The sequence below is a fragment of the Frigoribacterium salinisoli genome, from assembly GCF_054781095.1.
Window position 1 is genome coordinate 523,827 of record NZ_BAAGVB010000001.1, and the last position, 20,737, is coordinate 544,563.

19 protein-coding genes are annotated in these 20,737 nt (G+C 72.9%); all 19 read left to right on the forward strand.

The features are described 5' to 3' along the window. Window positions 1–2: 2 nt before the first annotated feature. The 19 genes from ACYVHQ_RS02510 to ACYVHQ_RS02600 all read left to right on the forward strand — a co-directional run bounded on the left by ACYVHQ_RS02510 (window position 3) and on the right by ACYVHQ_RS02600 (window position 20,728). A complete protein-coding gene (locus ACYVHQ_RS02510) occupies window positions 3–1,556 on the forward strand; it encodes a Mur ligase family protein (RefSeq protein WP_460510556.1) in 1,554 nt (517 codons plus the stop codon). Further along, window positions 1,553–2,965, forward strand: a complete 1,413-nt coding sequence (locus ACYVHQ_RS02515) for a UDP-N-acetylmuramoyl-tripeptide--D-alanyl-D-alanine ligase (RefSeq protein ID WP_460510557.1) — start codon at window positions 1,553–1,555, stop codon at window positions 2,963–2,965. Before ACYVHQ_RS02510 ends, ACYVHQ_RS02515 begins: the two co-directional genes overlap by 4 nt. Then, complete coding sequence (gene mraY, locus ACYVHQ_RS02520) at window positions 2,962–4,065, forward strand: phospho-N-acetylmuramoyl-pentapeptide-transferase (protein ID WP_460510558.1); 1,104 nt, start codon at window positions 2,962–2,964, stop codon at window positions 4,063–4,065. Before ACYVHQ_RS02515 ends, mraY begins: the two co-directional genes overlap by 4 nt. After that, window positions 4,062–5,636: a UDP-N-acetylmuramoyl-L-alanine--D-glutamate ligase gene (gene murD / locus ACYVHQ_RS02525; protein WP_460511219.1), complete on the forward strand. Its 1,575-nt coding sequence runs from the start codon at window positions 4,062–4,064 to the stop codon at window positions 5,634–5,636. The genes mraY and murD overlap by 4 nt, the downstream gene beginning before the upstream one ends. Beyond that, window positions 5,593–7,008: a putative lipid II flippase FtsW gene (gene ftsW / locus ACYVHQ_RS02530; RefSeq protein WP_460510559.1), complete on the forward strand. Its 1,416-nt coding sequence runs from the start codon at window positions 5,593–5,595 to the stop codon at window positions 7,006–7,008. The genes murD and ftsW overlap by 44 nt, the downstream gene beginning before the upstream one ends. Further along, entirely contained in the window at window positions 7,005–8,162 is a 1,158-nt protein-coding gene (locus ACYVHQ_RS02535; RefSeq protein ID WP_460510560.1) for a UDP-N-acetylglucosamine--N-acetylmuramyl-(pentapeptide) pyrophosphoryl-undecaprenol N-acetylglucosamine transferase, read from the forward strand. The genes ftsW and ACYVHQ_RS02535 overlap by 4 nt, the downstream gene beginning before the upstream one ends. Continuing rightward, window positions 8,159–9,604, forward strand: coding sequence for a UDP-N-acetylmuramate--L-alanine ligase (gene murC / locus ACYVHQ_RS02540; protein ID WP_460510561.1), 1,446 nt, complete (start codon window positions 8,159–8,161; stop codon window positions 9,602–9,604). The genes ACYVHQ_RS02535 and murC overlap by 4 nt, the downstream gene beginning before the upstream one ends. Before the next feature lie 544 nt (window positions 9,605–10,148). Beyond that, complete coding sequence (locus ACYVHQ_RS02545) at window positions 10,149–10,865, forward strand: cell division protein FtsQ/DivIB (protein ID WP_460510562.1); 717 nt, start codon at window positions 10,149–10,151, stop codon at window positions 10,863–10,865. 139 nt (window positions 10,866–11,004) lie between these two features. After that, complete coding sequence (gene ftsZ / locus ACYVHQ_RS02550) at window positions 11,005–12,162, forward strand: cell division protein FtsZ (RefSeq protein ID WP_460510563.1); 1,158 nt, start codon at window positions 11,005–11,007, stop codon at window positions 12,160–12,162. An 8-nt stretch (window positions 12,163–12,170) separates the two neighbouring features. Continuing rightward, on the forward strand, window positions 12,171–12,848 hold the full coding sequence (locus ACYVHQ_RS02555; protein WP_460510564.1) for a YggS family pyridoxal phosphate-dependent enzyme: 678 nt from the start codon (window positions 12,171–12,173) through the stop codon (window positions 12,846–12,848). A gap of 34 nt (window positions 12,849–12,882) precedes the next feature. Beyond that, window positions 12,883–13,401 (forward strand): cell division protein SepF, encoded by a 519-nt coding sequence (locus ACYVHQ_RS02560; protein ID WP_460510565.1) that lies wholly within the window; start codon window positions 12,883–12,885, stop codon window positions 13,399–13,401. A 7-nt stretch (window positions 13,402–13,408) separates the two neighbouring features. Further along, the gene (locus tag ACYVHQ_RS02565) at window positions 13,409–13,711 is read left to right on the forward strand and encodes a YggT family protein (RefSeq protein ID WP_460510566.1); all 303 of its coding nucleotides are present in this window, start codon (window positions 13,409–13,411) and stop codon (window positions 13,709–13,711) included. A gap of 86 nt (window positions 13,712–13,797) precedes the next feature. Then, entirely contained in the window at window positions 13,798–14,592 is a 795-nt protein-coding gene (locus ACYVHQ_RS02570; protein ID WP_460510567.1) for a DivIVA domain-containing protein, read from the forward strand. Window positions 14,593–14,596: 4 nt separating this feature from the next. After that, window positions 14,597–15,232 (forward strand): signal peptidase II, encoded by a 636-nt coding sequence (gene lspA / locus ACYVHQ_RS02575; RefSeq protein WP_460510568.1) that lies wholly within the window; start codon window positions 14,597–14,599, stop codon window positions 15,230–15,232. Beyond that, a complete protein-coding gene (locus tag ACYVHQ_RS02580) occupies window positions 15,229–16,161 on the forward strand; it encodes an RluA family pseudouridine synthase (protein WP_460510569.1) in 933 nt (310 codons plus the stop codon). Before lspA ends, ACYVHQ_RS02580 begins: the two co-directional genes overlap by 4 nt. Window positions 16,162–16,340: 179 nt before the next feature. Beyond that, window positions 16,341–17,357 carry a LacI family DNA-binding transcriptional regulator gene (locus ACYVHQ_RS02585; protein WP_460510570.1) on the forward strand — a complete coding sequence of 339 codons (1,017 nt, stop codon included), beginning with the start codon at window positions 16,341–16,343 and terminating at the stop codon, window positions 17,355–17,357. A 114-nt stretch (window positions 17,358–17,471) separates the two neighbouring features. Next, on the forward strand, window positions 17,472–18,767 hold the full coding sequence (locus ACYVHQ_RS02590) for an ABC transporter substrate-binding protein (RefSeq protein ID WP_460510571.1): 1,296 nt from the start codon (window positions 17,472–17,474) through the stop codon (window positions 18,765–18,767). Window positions 18,768–18,770: 3 nt separating this feature from the next. Next, window positions 18,771–19,817 (forward strand): carbohydrate ABC transporter permease, encoded by a 1,047-nt coding sequence (locus ACYVHQ_RS02595; RefSeq protein WP_460510572.1) that lies wholly within the window; start codon window positions 18,771–18,773, stop codon window positions 19,815–19,817. Then, complete coding sequence (locus ACYVHQ_RS02600) at window positions 19,817–20,728, forward strand: carbohydrate ABC transporter permease (RefSeq protein ID WP_460510573.1); 912 nt, start codon at window positions 19,817–19,819, stop codon at window positions 20,726–20,728. Before ACYVHQ_RS02595 ends, ACYVHQ_RS02600 begins: the two co-directional genes overlap by 1 nt. Window positions 20,729–20,737 lie beyond the last annotated feature (9 nt).

Genomic DNA, 20,737 nt, shown 5'->3' on the forward strand with positions numbered 1-20,737 from the left:
ATTTGAGCGCCCGGACACCCCCGGTCCTCCGTCCGGAGCACCCCTCGGCGAGATCGCTCGCCCAGCTCGTCAGCCGCTTCGGCCTCGAGCACGAGGGGTCCCTCGACGGCGTCGAGATCACCGGCGTCACCCTGAGCACGTCCGACCTGCGCCCCGGCGACCTCTACGTGGGCGTCCCCGGGCAGCACCGGCACGGTGCCGAGTTCGCCGAGCAGGCCCGCGACGGCGGGGCCGTGGCGGTGCTCACCGACGCGACCGGCGCAGAGCTGGCCAGGGCCTCCGGCCTGCCCGTCGTGCTCGTCGACGCCCCCCGCGCCGCCCTCGGGGCGGTCTCTGCCTGGACCTACCGCACCGGACCGGACGACGAGCTGCCCCTGCTCTTCGCCGTCACCGGCACGAACGGCAAGACGTCGACGTCGTACCTGCTCGAGGGCATCCTGCGCCAGCTCGGCCTCGTGACCGGTCTCAGCAGCACGGCCGAGCGCCACATCGGCGACCTCACGGTCGTCAGCCGGTTGACCACGCCCGAGGCCAGCGAGATGCACGCGCTGCTCGCCCGCATGCGCGAGACCGAGGTGCGGGCGGTCGCCGTCGAGGTGAGCGCCCAGGCGCTGAGCCGTGCCCGGGTCGACGGCATCGTCTTCGACGTCGCCGCCTTCACGAACCTCAGCCACGACCACCTCGACGACTACTCCGACATGGAGGAGTACTTCGAGGCGAAGCTGCCGCTGTTCCAGCCGGACCGCGCCCGTCGGGCGGTCGTCTCGCTCGACACGCCGTACGGGCAGCGCGTCGTCGACAACGCCCGGGTGCCGCTCACCACCATCACGGTGCTGCCCGAGGTGGAGGCCGACTGGCGCGTCGAGCTGCTCGACGAGCAGGCCGCCTTCACCGAGTTCCGGCTGTCCGGGCCCGAGGGGCGCTTCCTCGTCACGCGCGTCCCCCTCATCGGCTGGCACATGGCCGCCAACGCGGCCCTCGCGATCGTCATGCTCGTCGAGGCGGGCTTCGAGCTCGAGGCCATCGGTCAGGCGCTCGACGCCGACGGCGGCATCCGGGCCTACCTGCCGGGCCGCACGGAGCGGGTCTCGGGCGACCGGGGCCCGAGCGTCTACGTCGACTTCGGGCACAGCCCCGACGCCTTCCTGGCGACCCTCGCGGCCGTCCGGCGCTTCACCCCGGGCAAGGTCGTCATGCTCTTCGGCGCCGACGGCGACCGCGACACCACGAAGCGCGGCGACATGGCCCGCGTCGCCGCCGAGGGCTCCGACGTCCTCGTCGTCACTGACCACCACCCGCGCTTTGAGGACGCCGCGTCCATCCGCGCGACCCTCGTCGAGGCCGCCCGCGAGGCGTTCCCCGACCACGAGATCCACGAGGTCAGCCCGCCCGAGGCGGCCATCCGCCACGCCGTCTCGCTCGTCGGCGAGGGGGACTCGATCCTCTGGGCGGGGCCCGGCCACCAGGACTACCGCGACATCCAGGGCGTGCGCACGCCCTACTCCGCCCGTGACGAGGCCCGCGCCGCGCTCCGTGAGGCGGGGTGGGCCGAATGATCGCGCTCACTCCCGCCGAGGTCGCCGAGCTCACCGGAGGGCGCCTCGTGCTCCCCGCCGGGTCCGCGTCCGTCGCTGACGCCGCCGTCTCGGGGTCCGTCGAGACCGACTCCCGCCTCGTCGGTCCGGGGTCGACGTTCTTCGCCCTGCGCGGCGACGAGACCGACGGCCACCGCTTCGTCGACGCCGCCGTGGCCTCCGGTGCCGCCCTCGTGGTCGCCGAGCGCGACCCGGGCGCGACCGTGCCCGTGGTCGTCGTCGACGACGGCGTGCGCGCCCTGTCCGCCCTGGCCGCGGGCGTCGTCGAGCGGGTCCGCCGGGGAGGCGACCTGAAGGTCGTGGGCGTCACGGGGTCGAACGGCAAGACGAGCACCAAGAACCTCCTGCGCGCCGTGCTCTCCGACGTCGCGCCGACCGTCGCGCCCCAGGGCTCGTTCAACAACCACGTGGGCGCCCCCGTCTCGATGCTCAGGGTCGACGAGGCGACCCGTTACCTCGTCGTCGAGATGGGCGCCAGCGGGCCCGGCGAGATCGCGAAGCTCGTGGCGACCGCGCGACCCGACACGGGCGTCGTGCTCAAGGTCGGCCTCGCCCACGCAGGAGGCTTCGGCGGCATCGAGGGGACCCGACGCGCGAAGGCCGAGATGGTCACCGACCTCCCGGCGACGGCCGTCGCCGTGCTCAACGCCGACGACGACCGCGTCGCGGGCATGGCCGCCGACACGGCGGCGCGGGTGGTCACCTTCGGGCTCTCCGAGGGGGCCGACCACCGTGCCTCCGATGTCGAGGTCTCGGCCTCGGGCACCGCCTTCACCTACCACCACGGCGACCTGGTCCGACGCGTCCGACTGCGCATCCTGGGGGAGCACCACGTCATGAACGCCCTCGCGACCCTCGCGGTCGTCGGGGAGTGGGGCCTCGACCTCGACCGTGCCTGCGACGTCCTCGAGGGCGTCGCCCGCGCGGAGCGCTGGCGCATGGAGGTCCTCGAGGCACCCGGTGGCGTCACCGTGGTCAACGACGCGTACAACGCCAGCCCCGACTCGGTCGCCGCGGCGCTCAAGACGCTCGCGACCATCGTCGCGCCCGGGCAGCGCTCCGTCGCCGTGCTGGGCGAGATGGCCGAGCTCGGCGACGCCGCCCGCGAGGAGCACGACCGGATCGGCCGTCTCGTCGTCCGGCTCAACGTGGCGCAGCTCGTGGTCGTCGGCCACGAGGCGCGGCACGTGCACATGGCCGCCGGCCTCGAGGGGTCGTGGGACGGCGAGTCCGTCTACGTCGACACCGTCGAGGAGGCCGAGGAGCGGCTCCGCGAGATCCTCCGGGAGGGCGACGTCGTGCTCGTCAAGTCGTCCAAGTCCGCGGGCCTCCGGCACCTCGGCGACCGGCTCGCGGGGGTGGACGAGTGATCGCGCTGCTCGTCGGCGGAGGCGTCTCGCTCGCCTTCACGCTGCTCATGACGCCCGTGTTCATCCGGCTCTTCCACCGGCTCGGCTGGGGCCAGTTCATCCGCGACGACGGACCCCAGTCGCACCACACCAAGCGCGGCACCGCCACCATGGGCGGCATCGTGCTCATCATCGGCACGGTCCTCGGCTACTTCGTCGGGCACCTCGTCGCCCAGGACCACGTCACGCTGAGCGGCGTGCTCGTGCTGTTCATGATGGTCGGGCTGGGTGCCGTCGGGTTCCTCGACGACTTCCTCAAGGTCCGCAAGCAGCGCAGCCTCGGCCTCGGCGGCTGGGCGAAGATCGCGGGCCAGGTCGTCGTGGGGGCGGTCTTCGCCGTCCTGGCCCTGTCGTTCCCCAACGCGAACGGGCTGACCCCCGCGTCGCCCCGGATCTCGGGCGTGCGCGACATCCCCTGGCTCGACTTCATGTTCTTCGGGACCATCGTCGGCGGAGGGCTCTTCCTCGTCTGGGTCGTGCTCATCACGGTCAGCACGTCGAACGGCGTGAACGTCGCCGACGGCCTCGACGGCCTGGCCACGGGCTCGTCGATCCTCGCCATCGCGTCGTACATCTTCATCGGCTTCTGGCAGTTCAACCAGTCCTGCTTCTCGGTCCGGCTCGACGAGTCGACGCGGTCGGCCTGCTACACCGTGGCGAACCCGCTCGACCTCGCCGTCGTCGCGGCGGCCATCTGCGGCGGGCTCATCGGGTTCCTCTGGTGGAACACCTCGCCGGCGCAGATCTTCCTCGGCGACACGGGCTCGCTCGGGCTCGGCGGCGCCCTCGCCGCCCTCGCGATCCTCAGCCGGACCGAGCTGCTGCTCGTGCTGATCGGCGGGCTCTTCATCATCGTCACCGGCTCGGTCATCGTGCAGCGCGCCTACTTCAAGATCACGCACGGCAAGCGCATCTTCCTGATGAGCCCGCTGCACCACCACTTCGAGCTCAAGGGGTGGGCCGAGGTCACGGTGGTGGTCCGCTTCTGGATCATCGCGGGGCTCTCCGTCGCCGCGGGCGTCGGCGTCTTCTACCTCGAATGGATCGTCCGCACCTCATGACGCACGACCTCGACCCCGCCCGACGGGAGCGCCTCGACGGCCTGACCAGCTGGCACGCCGACTGGTCGGGCCTGCGCGTGGTCGTGCTGGGCCTCGGCATCACGGGCTTCGCCGTCGCCGACACGCTCACGGAGCTCGGCGCCGAGGTGCTCGTCGTCGCCCCCGCGGTGGACGACGACCGGGCGGAGCTCCTCTCGCTCATCGGGGCGCGCCTCCTGCTGGCGCCGTCCGACGCGGCCCCGCCCGCCGAGCTCGACGCCGTCGACGCCGACCTCGTCGTCGTCAGCCCCGGGTTCGCGCCGCACCACCCCTGGAGCACGTGGGCCTCGGCGTCGCGCGCAGCCGTCTGGGGCGACGTGGAGCTGGCCTGGCGCGTGCGCGACAAGGTGCCCGGTCGCACGGCCGACTGGCTGCTCGTCACGGGCACGAACGGCAAGACCACGACGACGCAGCTGACGGCGGCCATGGTCCTCGCCGACGGACGACGGGTGGCCCCCTGCGGCAACATCGGGGTGCCGGTCCTCGACGCCGTGCGCGACCCCGAGGGGTTCGACGTGCTCGTCGTCGAGCTCTCCAGCCACCAGCTGCACCAGCTGCCGACGAGCGGACCGGGCGCCCTCCGTCCCGTGGCCTCGACCTGCCTCAACCTCGAGGCGGACCACCTGGAGTGGCACGGGTCCTTCGAGGCCTACCGGGCCGCCAAGGCGAAGGTCTACGAGAACACCGTGGTCGCCGCCGTCTGGTCGAAGGAGGACGACGCGACGCGCCGCATGGTCGAGCAGGCCGACGTCGTCGAGGGCTGCCGCGCCATCGGCTTCGGGCTGGGTGCGCCCGGTCCGAGCGAGCTCGGCCTCGTCGCGTCGGAGGACTCCGCGGTGCTGGTCGACCGGGCCTTCCTCGACGACCGCCGGCACCGTGCCCTCGAGCTGACCACCCTCGCGGCGGCCGAGGAGGTGGGGCTCGGCGCCGACCACCTCCTGCTGGACGTCCTCGCCGCGGCCGCGCTCGCGCGCGCCGTCGGCGTCGAGCCCGCGGCGATCCGCGACGCCGTGGCCGGCTTCCGGGTCGACCGGCACCGCACCGAGGTCGTGGCCCGGGCCGGCGGGGTCACCTGGGTCGACGACTCCAAGGCGACGAACCCGCACGCGGCGCAGGCCTCCCTGGCGGCCCACGCGTCCGTCGTCTGGCTCGTCGGCGGCCTGCTCAAGGGCGTCGACCCGGATCCGCTCGTCGAGGACGCCGTCCGCTCGGGGCGCCTCCGGGCCGCGGTGCTCCTCGGCGTCGACCGGACCGCGCTGCGGGCCGCCTTCGCGCGACACGCCCCCGAGCTGCCCGTCCTCGAGGTCGACGAGACGCAGACTGGCCGCGTGATGCCGACGGCCGTGCGCCTGGCGGCGGGCCTCGCCCACGGGGGCGACGCCGTGCTGCTGGCCCCCGCGGCGGCGTCCATGGACCAGTTCACCGACTACGCGGCGCGCGGGCGAGCCTTCGCCGAGGCCGTGCACGAGCACCTGGGAGGTGGCTCCGATGGCGAGACCGTCGATCGGACTCCCGCGACGCCGGTCGACTGACCGGCCCGCGGCCGAGGGACGCCCCGCGGAGGGCGTCGTCCGCGAGCGCTCCGCCGCGGCCGTCGTCGCCGTCCGGCGCCTCTTCGCGGCGGAGACCGGCACCTACTGGCTGATGCTCGGCACGACGGTCTTCCTCGTCGTGCTGGGGCTCGTCATGGTGCTGTCCTCGTCGAGCGTCGAGGAGTACATCGCCAACAAGTCCTTCTTCGGGGCCTTCGGGCGCCAGGCCACGTACGCCGCCCTGGGCGTCCCGCTCATGCTCGTCGTCTCGCGGATCCCGGTCTCGTTCTGGAAGAGATGGGCGCTGCACCTGCTCGTGGCGTCCCTCCTGCTCCAGGCGCTCGTGTTCACGCCCCTCGGCTACGAGGTCGGCGGCAACCGCAACTGGCTGAACCTCGGGTTCATCACGGCGCAGCCCTCCGAGCTCGTGAAGCTCACCCTGGCCGTCTGGCTCGGTGCCGTCCTGGCCCGGACCCAGTCGTTCCTCGACGACTGGCGCCGCCTCGCGACCGCGGTGCTGCCGGGCGTCGGCGCCGCGGTGCTCATGGTCGTCGCCGGTGGCGACCTCGGCACCACGATGATCGTGCTGCTGCTCGTCTTCGCCGCGGTGTGGTTCGGCGGCGTGCGCCTGCGGCACCTCGCGGTGCCCCTGGTGTTCCTCGCCGTGGCCGTGCCCCTCGTCGCGCAGCAGTCCTCCAGCCGGACCGACCGCATCTCGGCGTGGATGTCGGGCTGCACGGCCGAGGCGGACTACCAGGCCGACTGCTGGCAGACGCTCCACGGCACGTGGGCGCTCGCGTCGGGCGGCCTCTTCGGCGTCGGGCTCGGCAACTCCAAGTCGAAGTGGTCCTGGCTGCCCGAGGCCGACAACGACTTCATCTTCGCGATCATCGGCGAAGAGCTGGGCCTCGTCGGCGGGATCGTCGTCCTCGCCCTGTTCATCGTGCTCGCCGTGTGCTTCGTGCGCGTCGTGCGCCGTACGCGCGACCCGTTCGTCCGCGTCGTCGCGGGCGCGATCGGCACCTGGATCGTCGGGCAGGCGCTCGTCAACATCGCCGTCGTGCTGGGCCTCCTGCCCGTCCTGGGCGTGCCCCTGCCGCTCATCTCGGCGGGCGGGTCGGCGCTCATCGTGACCCTGCTCGCCATCGGCGTGGTGCTCTCGTTCGCGCGGCACGCGGACGAGCCGGGCGGTGAGGACGACGAGCTCGTCGTCGACGAGCCCGGCGCGCGCGCCGACCTGCGGCCCGTCCCCGACGCCGCGCCCCGCGACGCGGACCCGCGGGCGGCGTCGCAGCGTCGGGCGCAGGCGGCGCGCGAGGCGTCCGCACGTGCCGCTGAGGCGCGTGCTCGCCGGGTAGGCTCGGGGCAGTGACGACGTACCTCCTCGCCGGCGGCGGCACCGCCGGCCACGTGAACCCCCTGCTCGCCGTGGCCGACCGGATCCGCCGCGACGACCCCGCCGCGACCATCCTGGTCCTGGGCACCGCCGAGGGCCTCGAGGCCCGTCTCGTGCCGCTCCGGGGCTACGACCTGTCGACGATCCCGCGCCTGCCCTTCCCCCGTCGCCCCTCGCCCGCGGCGCTCCGCTTCCCCGCGGCCCTGCGGGGGGCGATCGCCCGCATCCGGGGCCTGCTGCGCGAGCACGGCGTCGACGTCGTCGTGGGCTTCGGCGGCTACGCCGCGGCCCCGGCCTACGTCGCGGCGGCGCTGTCCCGCGTGCCGGTCGTGGTGCACGAGGCGAACGCGAAGCCGGGCATGGCGAACGTGCTCGGCTCGTGGCTCACGCGCGACGTGGGCGTCGTGTTCTCGTCCACGCGCCTCCGGCACGGCCGGCGCGTCGGCATGCCGCTCCGCGTCGAGATCGAGTCGCTCGACCGTCGGTCGCGGCGCTCCGAGGCCGTCGCCGAGTTCGGGCTCGACCCCGCGCGTCCCGTGCTGCTCGTGACGGGCGGCTCCAGCGGCGCGCGACGCCTCAACGAGACGATGGCGCGCGCGGCCGCGGGCGTGCTCGGCGCCGGCTGGCAGGTGCTGCACATCACGGGCGAGAAGTCCGAGCTCACCGACCCCGGCCTCGACGGCTACCACCTGCTCCGCTACTGCGACCGCATGGACCTGGCCCTCGCGGCCGCCGACTTCGTCGTGAGCCGGGCGGGGTCCGCGACCGTGAGCGAGCTCACGGCGCTGGGCCTGCCGTCGGTGCTCGTGCCGTACCCGGTGGGCAACGGCGAGCAGCGCCACAACGCCACCGACGTGGTCCGGGCAGGAGGCGCGCTGCTCGTCGCCGACGCCGAGTTCCGTCCCGACTGGGTCGCCCGGTCGCTCGTGCCCCTGCTGCTCGACCGCGCGCGGGTCGCCGACATGGCCGTCCGCTCCGCGACGGTGGGCGTGCTCGACGGCACGGACCGCACCGTCGACCTCGTCCGCGGGGCCGTGCGCCGCCGCGGGCCCGGCCGCCCCTCCTGGCGTCGCCCCGACGACGCGGCCCCTACCGGCACCACCGACCCGACCCCGAGCGAGGCATCGTGATCAAGCCCGACCTGGACCAGCCGCTGCCGACCGGGCTCGGTCGCGTCCACTTCGTGGGGATCGGCGGCTCGGGGATGAGCGGCATCGCGCGCGTCTTCCTCGCCGCGGGTCACGTCGTCACGGGCTCCGACCTGCGCGAGACGGCGGCGGTGCGCGCCCTCCGCGACCTGGGGGCCGAGGTGGCGATCGGCCACGACGCGGCGAACGTGGGTGACGCCGACACCCTCGTGGTGACCGGTGCGCTCTGGCAGGACAACCCGGAGTACCAGCTCGCGCTGGCGAAGGGGCTGCCCGTGCTGCACCGCTCGCAGGCCCTGGCCTGGCTCATCGGCGGCTCCCGCCTGGTGAGCGTGGCCGGTGCCCACGGCAAGACGACGTCGACCGGCATGCTCGTGACGGCCCTGCTCGCGGCGGGCCACGACCCGAGCTTCGTCAACGGCGGCGTGATCCAGTCGCTCGGCGTGAGCGCGCGCGGCGGCACGGACGACCTCTTCGTGGTCGAGGCCGACGAGTCGGACGGCTCGTTCCTGCTCTACGACACCGCGGTCGCGCTCGTCACCAACGTCGACGCCGACCACCTCGACCACTACGGCTCGCACGAGGCCTTCGACCGGGCGTTCGCGTCCTTCGCGGACGCCTCGAGCGAGTTCGTCGCGATCTCGAGCGACGACGCCGGTGCCCGTCGGGTCACCGCGGCGCTCGCGCCGACGACCCGGGTCGTCACCTTCGGGGAGGACGCCTCGGCCGACGTGCGCGTGTCCGACGTCACCTCGGTCGGGCCGGTCGCGTTCACCCTCCACCGGGAGGGGCGCTCCTGGCCCGTCCAGCTCCGCGTCCCCGGGCGGCACAACGCGCTCAACGCCGCGGGCGCGTTCACCGTGCTCGTCGGCCTCGGCGTGGAGCCCGAGGCCGCCATCGCGGGCCTCGAGACCTTCGGCGGCACCGAGCGCCGCTTCGAGCTGCACGGCACCGTGCGCGGCGTGAGCGTCTACGACGACTACGCCCACCACCCCACCGAGGTCGCGGCGGCCCTGCAGGCCGCCCGCTCGGTCGTGGGGGAGGGGCGCCTCATCGCCGTGCACCAGCCGCACCTGTACAGCCGCACGCAGCTGATGGCGGGCGAGTTCGCGAGCACCTACGAGGCCCTCGCGGACCACACGGTCGTGCTCGACGTCTTCGGTGCGCGCGAGGACCCGGTCCCCGGTGTGACCGGGGCGCTCGTGTCGGACCGCTTCGGCGACGCCTCGCGGGTCGATTTCGTGCCCGACTGGCAGGAGGCCGCGGTGCGGACCGCCGAGATCGCCCGCGCGGGCGACTTCGTCATCACGCTCGGCTGCGGCGACGTGTACCGCATCGTCCCCCAGCTGCTCGGGGCCCTCGACGCGGACCTGGCGCACGACGACGCCGTCGACCGGGGGACCGGCCAGGACTCGCCGCGATGACGGTCGCCGAGGTCGTCGGCGGGGGGCGCCCGTGAGGCGGCCCGAGGGCTTCGACGAGCCCGGCCCTCCGCGGAGGAAGGACGGCTCCCCGGACCGCTCTCCCTCTCGCGCGCGTCGGGACGACGCACCGGGCGCGCCGGGTGCGGCGACCGGGGGGCCCGCTGCGGACGACGTGGCGACGGGGCCCGTCCCGACCGACCATGGCCGGACCTCCGGCGCCGACCGCGCACGCTCGCTCGCGAGCGGGGCCGCCGGGCGCCTGGGTGCCCTCGGGGAGTCGTGGCGCAGGGGGCGCGGCTCCCGCGACGGCGCGGCGGACGTGCCCGCCGGCGCGCGCCCCTCGACGGGTCAGGGGACCGGTGCCCCCGCCGGCACCGACCAGGGTGACGGCGCAGGAGGCACGGGGCCGGCCGCCGCGGAGAGGCCCGTTCCCGTCCTCGGCCCGGCCCCGTCCACGGCTGCCGACGCCTCGGCCCGTGCGCGGGGGGCGCGCCGCGCGGCGCGTCGGGCCTCGGCGGAGCGTCGGCGCACCGAGCGTGCCGAGGTGCGGCGGTTCACGCGGCGCAGCCGTCACCGTCGGGCGGCGTCGCTCACGGCCGCCGGGCTGGTCGTGGTGCTCGTCGCCTCGGTGCTCGTGGCCGTCTTCTCGCCCCTGCTGGCCCTCCGCACGGTGACCGTCGAGGGTGCCGAGCGGGTCGACCCCGCCGCGGTGCAGGCCGCCCTGGGCGACCAGATGGGCACGCCGCTGGCCCTGCTCGACTTCGACGAGGTGGAGCGCTCCCTCGAGGCGTTCCCGCTCATCGCCAGCTACGTGACCGAGACGGCTCCGCCGGACACGCTCGTCGTGCGCATCAGCGAGCGGCAGCCGGTCGCGACGGTCGCCGTCGGCGACGGGTTCGACCTGGTCGACCCGGCCGGCGTCGTCGTGCAGCGGCTCGGGGCGAGGCCGGAGGGCGTGCCGCTCGTCGACGTCGGCGCGGCCGAGGTCGACGGCCCGCTCTTCCGTGCCGTCGGCGAGGTGCTGCTCGGCCTCCCCGTGCAGCTCCGGGCGACGGTCGACACCGCGACGGCCTCGACGCCCGACGACGTGACCCTCACGCTGACCACGGGCGAACGGGTCGTCTGGGGCAGCGCGGACGAGTCCGCGCGCAAGGCGCAGGTGCTCGCCGGGCTCGTCGCCGACCAGGCGCGCCGCGACCCCGGGGCGGACGTCGAGTACGACGTGTCCGCGCCGGACGCGGGCATCATCAGGGGCAAGTGACGCGGTCGTTCCCGACACGCGGTGCCGAGTGGTGCGCGCGCGACCGACGGGACCGTACGGTGGGCGTGCAGCACTTGCATATGGAGCATCACCCTGACCTTGTAGTAGAGGTCGAAGGTTATAGCGGAGGCCGGACGACGTGACAACGAACCACAACTACCTAGCCGTGATCAAGGTCGTCGGCGTCGGGGGCGGCGGCGTCAACGCCGTGAACCGGATGATCGAGCTCGGTCTCCGAGGCGTGGAGTTCATCGCCATCAACACCGACGCGCAGGCGCTCCTGCTCAGCGATGCGGACGTCAAGCTCGACGTCGGTCGCGAGCTCACGCGCGGCCTCGGCGCCGGCGCCGACCCCGAGGTGGGTCGTCGTGCGGCGGAGGACCACGCCGAGGAGATCGAGGAGGCCCTCGCCGGTGCCGACATGGTCTTCGTCACGGCGGGCGAGGGCGGCGGCACGGGCACGGGCGGCGCGCCCGTCGTGGCCCGCATCGCCAAGTCGATCGGCGCGCTCACCATCGGCGTCGTCACCAAGCCCTTCGGCTTCGAGGGCAAGCGCCGCCAGGCCCAGGCCGAGGCCGGCGTCGCGGCGCTCAAGGACGAGGTCGACACGCTCATCGTCGTGCCGAACGACCGGCTGCTCGAGATCAGCGAGCGCGGCATCAGCATGGTCGAGGCCTTCGGCACCGCCGACCAGGTCCTCCTCGCCGGGGTCCAGGGCATCACCGACCTCATCACGACTCCGGGCCTCATCAACCTCGACTTCGCCGACGTCAAGAGCGTCATGCAGGGCGCCGGTTCGGCCCTCATGGGCATCGGCTCGTCGCGCGGCGCCGACCGGGCCATCAAGGCGGCCGAGCTGGCCGTCGCCTCGCCGCTCCTCGAGGCCAGCATCGACGGTGCGCACGGCGTGCTCCTCTCGATCCAGGGTGGCTCGAACCTCGGCATCTTCGAGATCAACGACGCCGCCCGCCTGGTGCAGGAGGCCGTCCACCCCGAGGCCAACATCATCTTCGGCGCGGTGATCGACGACACCCTCGGCGACGAGGTGCGCGTCACGGTCATCGCCGCCGGCTTCGACGGTGGCGAGCCGCAGGCGAAGCAGAAGGACCGTCGTGCGAGCTACGTGGAGCACGACGCCCCGGCCACGGCAGCGGCGGGGACGTCGCCCATCGCCGACAGCGGCGCCGGTGCCGAGGTGCCCTCGTGGCGTCGCCCGGAGGAGCCGGCGCAGCAGGCCGCCGACCCCGTCTTCGACGACGGCGACGACGACCTCGACGTGCCCGACTTCCTGAAGTGACCCCGGCCGTGCCCGGCCTCGTCGAGCGGTTCGCGCAGGTCGCGGACGAGATCGCCGGGGCCGCGGCAGCGGCGGGCCGGTCGCCCTCGGAGATCACGACCATCGTCGTGTCCAAGTTCCACCCGGCCTCGCTCGTGCGCGAGCTGCACGCCCTCGGCGTCCGCGACGTCGGCGAGAACCGGCACCAGGAGGCCCAGGCCAAGAGCGAGGAGCTCGCGGACCTCGACGACCTGCGCTGGCACTTCGTCGGACAGCTCCAGTCGAAGAAGGCGCGGCAGGTGCGCCGGTACGCCTCGGCCGTCCACTCGTTGGACCGCGAGAGCGTCGTCCGGGCCCTGGCGGTCGACGACGGCACGGTCGTGGACGGCTTCGTGCAGGTGTCCCTGGACGACGGCCCCGGTCGCGGTGGCGTCCCCGTGTCCGAGGTGGAGGGGCTCGCCGAACTGGTCGCGTCGACGCCCGGCCTGCGACTCCGCGGCGTCATGGCCGTGGCACCGCTGGGCGAGCCCGCGCGTCCCGCCTTCGCGCGCCTCCGGGAGATCTCCGAGCGGGTGCGATCCGTCGACCCCGGTGCCGACGCCATCTCGGCGGGCATGTCCCAGGACCACGCCGAGGCGATCGCTGAGGGCGCGACACACCTGCGCATCGGCACGGCAATCACGGGATCACGGCCCGCACCTCGTTAACCTCGGTGCAGACGCCACACGACCGGAGGAACGAATGGCAAATCCGCTGCGCAAGACCATGGTCTACCTGGGCCTCGCCGACGAGGAGCTCGAGTACGAGGACCAGCAGCGCGAGCCCGCCCGTCCGCAGCCGGCTCCCGCTGCGGCCGCAGCGCCGGCGCCCGTGGCGCCGGTGCACGCCGCGCCCTCCTCTGCTCCCGCCCCCTCCCGCGCTCCCGTGACGCCCCTGCGTCGCGCCTCGACCCCGAAGAACACGGTGCCCTCCGACATGAACGAGATCCTCACGGTCCACCCGCGCGAGTACAAGGACGCCCAGGCCATCGCCGAGAGCTTCCGAGACGGGATCCCCGTCATCATCAACCTCTCGCAGATGACGGAGTCCGACGCCCGTCGCCTCGTCGACTTCGCCAGCGGCCTTTCGCAGGGCCTCTACGGCAAGATCGAGCGCGTCACGGCCAAGGTGTTCCTGCTCTCGCCCGCCCACATCGCCGTCAGCGGCGAGCAGGCCGAGGTCGAGTCGGACATCGAGGCGTCGTTCTTCACGCAGTCCTGACCGGCCCGTGCTCGTCTCGCTGATCGCCACGATCGCCTACTGGGCGCTCCTGCTGTTCTTCCTGCTCATGTGGGGCAGGTTCGTCCTCGACCTCGCGCAGTCCTTCAGCCGCGGCTGGCGGCCGCGCGGGCCCGTCCTCGTCCTGGCCGAGGTCGCCTACACCGTCACGGACCCGCCCATCAAGGCGGTCCGCAAGGTGCTGCCGCCCGTGCGCCTCGGCAGCGTCGCGCTCGACTTCGGGTGGAGCCTCATCATGCTCGCCGTGGTCGTGCTCATGAGCTTCGCCTCCGCGTTGCGCTACGCCATGTAAGGTGGTGGAGCTGGGCTCACAGCCCCCGCGTTCCTCTACCCTGAGGAAGCACCAGACCGATCCAACAGATGCACGAGGTGACGGCAATGGCTTTGACGCCTGAAGACGTAGTCAACAAGCGGTTCCAGCCGACCAAGTTCCGCGAGGGCTACGACCAGGACGAGGTCGACGACTTCCTCGACGAGGTCGTCGTCGAGCTGCGGCGGCTGAACCAGGAGAACGACGAGCTGCGCCAGCGCCTCGCCTCCGGTGGACAGTCGGTCGAGTCCGCGCCCGTCGAGTCGGCCCCCGTCGCGAGCACCCCGGCCCCGGAGTCCGCCCCGGCCCCCGCCTCGGTGCCCGCGCCCGAGTCGGCACCCGCGCCCACCTCGGTCCAGGAGCCCGCGGAGGCCGAGAGCGCCCCCGAGCCGCAGGTGGCTCCCGTCGCCGCCGTCGCCGCGCCCGCACCTGCCTACGCGGCCCCGGTCGACGAGACCGCGAGCACCAACAACCTGCTGCAGCTGGCCCGCCGCCTGCACGAGGAGCACGTCCGCGAGGGCGTCGAGAAGCGCGACGCGCTCATCGCCGAGGGGCGCACGACCGCGGAGCGCCTCGTCTCCGAGGCCGAGTCGCGTCGTCGCGAGATCGTGTCCGAGGCCGAGTCGCAGCAGCGCGAGATCGTCGCCGAGACGGACCGTCAGAAGCGCGAGACCCTGGACCAGCTCAACGAGGAGCGTGGCGGCCTCGAGCGCAAGATCGACGACCTCCGCACGTTCGAGCGCGACTACCGCCTGAAGCTCAAGAGCTACATCGAGGGCCAGCTGCACGAGCTCGACGGCGAGGCGGGCCAGACGACCGGCGGCTTCGCGCCGGCGAGCGCTCAGGGCTTCGGCACGAACTGACCCTGTGCCCCGTCCCACCTCTCCCGCGACGAAGGTCAGCGGCCGCGTCCTCGTGGTGCTGGCCTTCGTCGCTGTCGTGGCCTATGCGCTCGACCAGATCAGCAAGGCCCTCGTCGTCGGCCACCTCGTCGAGGGGCAGACGGTCGACGTCCTCGGCCGTGTCCTCCAGCTCCACTTCGTGAAGAACCCCGGTGCGGCCTTCTCCTTGGCGAGCGGTTCGACGTGGATCTTCTCGATCGCCGCGACCGTGGTGGTCGTGGCCATCGTCGTCTTCGCGCGGCGCATCCGCTCGGTGGCCTGGGCGGTGCTCTTCGGCATGCTCCTGGGCGGCACGCTCGGCAACCTCACGGACCGCGTGCTGCGGGAGCCCTCCTTCGGCCAGGGTCACGTCATCGACTTCCTGTACCTGCCGTGGATCCTCCCCGCCATCTTCAACGTGGCGGACGTCTTCATCGTCTCCAGCATGGGGCTGCTGATCCTGCTCACGGTGCTCGGCGTGGGCCTCGACGGCACGCGGGGCGCGTCGTCGCGCGACGACGAGGAGGGCCACGCCCGTCCGCCGCACGATCCCCAGCACGTCGCCGACGCACCGGCCGCCGCCGGCGACGCAGCACGACCCGTCCAGGACGGCCGCTCGTGAGCGAGAACCGGGCGCTGCCGGTCCCGGACGGCCTGGCGGGCGAGCGCGTCGACGCGGCCCTGGCGAAGCTGCTCGGGTTCAGTCGCACGTTCGCCGCCGAGGTGGCGGCCGAGGGCGGCGTCACCGTCGACCACCGCGTCGTGGGCAAGTCCGACCGCCTCGAGGCCGGTGCGTGGCTCGACGTCACGTGGACGCCCAGGTCGGCCCCCGTGGTCGTGGCCCAGGCCGTCCCCGGTCTGGGGATCGTGCACGACGACGACGACATCGTCGTGGTCGACAAGCCCGTAGGGGTCGCGGCGCACCCGTCGGTCGGCTGGACCGGGCCCACCGTCCTGGGCGCCCTCGCCGCGGCGGGCACCGCCGTCGCGACGTCGGGCGCCGCCGAGCGTGCCGGGATCGTGCACCGGCTCGACGTCGGCACGAGCGGGCTGATGGTCGTCGCCAAGACCGAGCACGCCTACTCGGTCCTGAAGGACGCCTTCCGCGAGCGCACCGTCGAGAAGATCTACCACGCGGTCGTGCAGGGCCACCCCGACCCCTCCGCCGGCACGATCGACGCGCCGATCGGTCGCCACCCGTCGTCCGACTGGAAGTTCGCGGTGGTCGTCGACGGCAAGCCCAGCGTCACGCACTACGAGACGATCGAGGCCTTCCCGTCCGCGTCGCTGCTCGAGATCCACCTCGAGACGGGGCGGACGCACCAGATCCGGGTGCACATGTCGGCGCAACGCCACCCGTGCGCGGGCGATGCCATGTACGGCGCCGATCCGCGGCTCTCGGCCACGCTGGGCCTCGGCCGGCAGTGGCTCCACGCGATGCAGCTGTCCTTTCGGCACCCTGCCACGGGGGAGCGCGTCACGTACCGCTCGAGCTACCCGGACGACCTGCAGCACGCCCTCGACGTGCTCTCGGGGACGCACGCCGCCTGAACCGTGGTGGGGCCGCCCGGTCGTGGAGCACGCCGCACGCCGACGCGGACGAGCGACGTCGACGCGCACGACGGACGCTTGCGCGCGCCGTCGCCGCTGCCGTAGTGTCTCGGAACGCGAGCAGTCGAAGCGCTTGCGCGGTCCGCGGCGAGGCCGCACCACCTGACAGCGAGGTCCTGATGGCGACGATCCACGACGTGGCGCGAGCCGCTGGCGTGAGCATCTCGACGGTCTCGTACGCGCTGTCGGGCAAGCGCTCCATCGCGTCGAGCACCCGGCAGCGGGTCACCGACGCGGTCGAGCGACTGGGCTACCGGCCGCACGCGGGGGCGCGGATGCTCGCCGGCGCCCGGACGAACATCCTGGCGCTCAGTGCGCCCGTCCGTCCCGACAACCACCAGCCGACGCAGATGCGCTTCGTCACGGCCGTCGTCGAGGCGGCCCGCCGGCACGACTACGACGTGCTGCTCCTGGCGACCGACGACGAGGTGTCGGGCATCCGCCGCGTCGCCTCGAGCTCGTTGGTGGACGGGGTCGTCGCGATCGGCGTCGCCACGGAGGACGAGCGCGTGGACCTCGTGCACGACCTCGGCCTGCCCGCGTGCTTCATCGGCGTGCCGAGCGGAGCCGGGGACCTGGCCTGCGTGGACCTCGACTTCGCCGAGGCCGCCGTGCAGAGCGTGGACCGGCTGGCGGACGAGGGGCATCGCTCCGTGGGCGTCGTGGGGCACCCCGCGTCCTACTCGGAGCGCGACACCGGCTTCATCCGACGCTTCGACGAGGCCTTCGCGGCCAGGGCGACGAGCCGGGGCGTGCTGAGCGCGACCGTCGCGTCCGACCTGGGGCGGGCCTCCGGGGCCCGTGCGGTCGACGAGCTCCTGGAGCGCCTGCCCGACATGACGGCCCTCGTCCTGCACTGCAGCGAGCCCACCGCCGAGGCGGTCCTGGTGCGCCTGCACCAGCGGGGCATCGCCGTGCCGCGCGACCTGTCCGTGCTCGCCGCGTGCGCCAGCTACGACGCCGGCGAGCTGGAGCCCGCCCTCGACGCGATCCCGTTGCCCATCGGCGAGATGTGCTCGCGGGCCGTCGAGGCCGCCTTCGAGCGCATCGAGGGGCGCGCGGGCACCGGCCTCGAGCTGCTCGCCCCGACCTATCTGACCCGCGGTTCGGTCGCTCCACCGTCGCCGCGCCCCTAGACCCCACCGACGCACCACCCGCACCACCTGCACCACTGACGCTGACGTCCACCCGCCCGTGCCGATCATCGAAACGCTTCGATCGTGCCCAGGGCATCTACGAGGAGGTAGAACATGACCACACGACGCGTGCTCGTCGCCGGGACGGCCCTCGCCGCCACCGCGGCGCTGCTGACCGGCTGCTCGGCAGGGGGCGGCTCGTCCGACCCCGACACCCTCACGCTCTGGCACTTCGAGAGCGAGACCAGCGCCATGGGCATCGCCTGGGAGCAGGCCATCGCCACCTTCGAGGAGGAGACCGGGGCGACCGTCGAGTTCGAGGAGAAGAGCTTCGAGCAGATCCGTTCGACCGCGAGCCAGGTCCTCAACTCGGACCAGGCCCCCGACATCCTCGAGTACAACAAGGGCAACGCCACGGCCGGCCTGCTGGCCAGCCAGGGCCTGCTCTCGAACCTCGACGACGCCGTCTCCGAGCACGGCTGGGACGACGACCTCGCCCCGTCGGTCGCGACGACGTCGAAGTACGACGAGGCCGGCATCATGGGCTCGGGCAGCTGGTACGGGATCCCCAACTACGGCGAGTACGTCGAGGTCTACTACAACAAGGACGCCTTCGCCGAGCAGGGCATCGAGGTGCCGACGACCTACGACGAGTTCGAGGCCGCCCTGCAGACCTTCGCCGACGCGGGCATCACGCCCCTCGCCGAGGCCGGTGCGGAGTACCCCCTCGGCCAGCTCTTCTACCAGCTCGCCCTGACCCGGGCCGACCGCTCGTTCGTCGACGACTACCAGCTGTACGAGGGCGACGTCGACTGGCAGGGCCCCGAGCTCACCTACGCCGCCGAGAAGCTCGAGGAGTACGTCGAGAAGGGCTACATCTCGAAGGACGTCACGGGCATCAAGGCCGAGGACATGGGCACGGCCTGGATGAGCGGACAGGCGCCCATGATGGTCTCCGGCTCGTGGTGGTACGGCCGTGCCGTGACCGAGGCGACGAGCTTCGACTGGGGCACGTTCCTCTTCCCGGGCAGCGAGATGGCGCCCGGCTCGGGCGGCAACCTCTGGGTCGTACCCGAGAACGCGGCCAACAAGGAGCTCGCCCACGAGTTCATCGACATCACCCTGCGCCCCGAGATCCAGAACCTCATCGGCAACAACGGCGGCGTCCCGGTCAAGGCCGACCCGGCCGACATCACGGACCCGAAGAGCCAGGAGCTCATCGCGAACTGGAACACGCTCGTCGAGCGCGACGGCCTGGCCTTCTACCCGGACTGGCCCACGCCGACCTTCTACGACCAGCTCGTGGCGGGCACGCAGGAGCTCGTCAACGGCACCACGACGCCCGAGGGCATGCTCGACGCGCTGGGTGAGCAGTACCAGAGCGGCGTCGACGACATCACCGGCCAGTAGGCGATGAGCTCCCTCGACACGCAGGAGGCGCGGGAGCCCCGCGAGGGTCGGCGCGCGTCGCCGGCCCTCCCGGGCTCCGGGCCCGCCTCCGCCGCCGCCGCCGCCGGCCGCGCCGGCCGCCCGCCCCGTCCCGCCGAGGAGAGCCTCCTGCCCGGCGCGGGACGCCGCGGCTTCTGGCTGTACCTGATCCCCGGCTTCGTGCTCTTCACGGTCGTCGTGCTGGTGCCCCTGGTCTGGAACGTCTACCTGAGCTTCACGGACTACCGCGGGATCCGTCCGCCGACCTGGGCGGGCCTCGACAACTGGCGCGCCCTGCTGGCGGACGACCGCTTCTGGACCTCGTTCGTCAACAGCGTCTTCCTCATCATCGCGATGGTGGTCGTGCCGACCTTGCTCGGCCTGCTCCTGGCCGCCGTGCTCTTCGACGTGATCGGGCGGAAGTTCGGCGGGCGGCTCGCCTCGTTCCTGCGGGCGACCTACTACCTGCCGCAGATCCTGCCCGTCGCGATCGCCGCGATCGTCATCGGCTGGATCCTGCGACCGGAGAACGGCGCGCTCAACACGGTCCTCGACGCGGTGGGCCTGGGAGCGTTCCAGCACAACTGGCTCGGCAGCCCCGACACCGCGCTGCTCAGCATCATGGTCGTCATGGTCTGGGTGCAGCTGGGCTACCCGGTCGTCATCTTCATGGCGGCGCTGCAGCGCGTCGACCCGGAGCTCTACGAGGCCGCCGAGCTCGACGGCGCCGGCTGGTCCCAGCGCTTCCGCGCCATCACCGTCACCATGATCCGGCCCGAGATCTTCGTGGTCGTGCTCACCTGCACGATCGCGGCGCTCAAGGTCTTCGGACCGATCTACGCGCTCACGCGCGGTGGCCCCGGCGACTCGACGATCGTGCCCAGCTACTACGCCTACAGCGAGTTCTTCCAGAGCCAGCAGGTCGGCTACGGCGCGACCATCGCGACGGCCCTGACCCTCGTCATCGTCGTCATCACCATCTTCTTCATCCAGGCCCAGAACCGGGTCGAACGATCTGAGAGGGAGCGCTGATGGCCTCGACCGTCGCCCCGCCCGTGAAGGACGACCGGATCCACCCGGTGGAGCCGTCGCCGGCTCCCCGCGCGAAGCAGCGCACGAAGAAGAAGATCCCGACCGACTGGCTGGTGCTGGTGGCCGCCGTCCTCTTCGGCGTGGTCGTCGCGCTGCCGTTCCTGCTCATCCTGGTCAACTCGTTCAAGTCGCCGGCCGACTACACGAACGGCGGGCCCCTCAGCCTGCCGAGCTCGATCTACCTCGACGGCCTGGTGGGCTTCTGGAACCGCGTGGAGTTCCCCGCGAAGCTCTGGAACAGCTTCGTGATCGCGGGCCTCGTGGCGCTCTTCGCCGTGGTCATCTCGGTCTGCAACGCGTACGCGCTCGGCATCGGGCGGGTGCGCGGCCGCACCTGGATCATCGTGCTGTTCCTGTTGGCGAACATGGTCCCGCAGGAGGCCCTGCTCTACCCGCTGTACTTCCTGTTCAAGCAGGTGGGGCTCTACGACAACATCTGGGCCGTCATCATCATCTTCACGGTGGTCCAGAGCGCCTTCGGCACGTACCTGCTGGCGAGCGTCTACGGCACCTTCCCCAAGGAGGTGCTCGAGGCCGCGTCGCTCGACGGGGCGAGCCGCTGGCAGATCCTGTGGCGCATCATCGTGCCGATCAGTCGTCCCACGCTGTCGGTGCTGGCCATCTTCTTCTTCATCTGGACCTGGAACGAGTTCCTCATCCCGCTCACCTTCCTGGTCTCGAACGCCAACCAGACCGTCCCGGTCGCCATCACGGCGCTGCAGGGCGATCGCCTCATGGACGTGACGACGACGAGCGCGTCCGCCCTGCTGGGCCTGGTCCCGACGCTCGTCTTCTTCCTGATCTTCCAGCGCACCCTGACGCGCGGCATCACCGCCGGAGCGGTCAAGTGACGCTCCTCC

What these genes read in the sequence shown, in the direction of transcription:
- ACYVHQ_RS02560 (WP_460510565.1), top strand. Translation starts at nt 12,883, where the DNA reads ATGGCAAATCCGCTGCGCAAGACCATGGTCTACCTGGGCCTCGCCGAC.
- ACYVHQ_RS02570 (WP_460510567.1), top strand. Translation starts at nt 13,798, where the DNA reads ATGGCTTTGACGCCTGAAGACGTAGTCAACAAGCGGTTCCAGCCGACC.
- ACYVHQ_RS02590 (WP_460510571.1), top strand. Translation starts at nt 17,472, where the DNA reads ATGACCACACGACGCGTGCTCGTCGCCGGGACGGCCCTCGCCGCCACC.
- ftsW (WP_460510559.1), top strand. Translation starts at nt 5,593, where the DNA reads ATGGCGAGACCGTCGATCGGACTCCCGCGACGCCGGTCGACTGACCGG.
- ACYVHQ_RS02585 (WP_460510570.1), top strand. Translation starts at nt 16,341, where the DNA reads ATGGCGACGATCCACGACGTGGCGCGAGCCGCTGGCGTGAGCATCTCG.
- ACYVHQ_RS02600 (WP_460510573.1), top strand. Translation starts at nt 19,817, where the DNA reads ATGGCCTCGACCGTCGCCCCGCCCGTGAAGGACGACCGGATCCACCCG.
- murD (WP_460511219.1), top strand. Translation starts at nt 4,062, where the DNA reads ATGACGCACGACCTCGACCCCGCCCGACGGGAGCGCCTCGACGGCCTG.
- ACYVHQ_RS02595 (WP_460510572.1), top strand. Translation starts at nt 18,771, where the DNA reads ATGAGCTCCCTCGACACGCAGGAGGCGCGGGAGCCCCGCGAGGGTCGG.
- ACYVHQ_RS02515 (WP_460510557.1), top strand. Translation starts at nt 1,553, where the DNA reads ATGATCGCGCTCACTCCCGCCGAGGTCGCCGAGCTCACCGGAGGGCGC.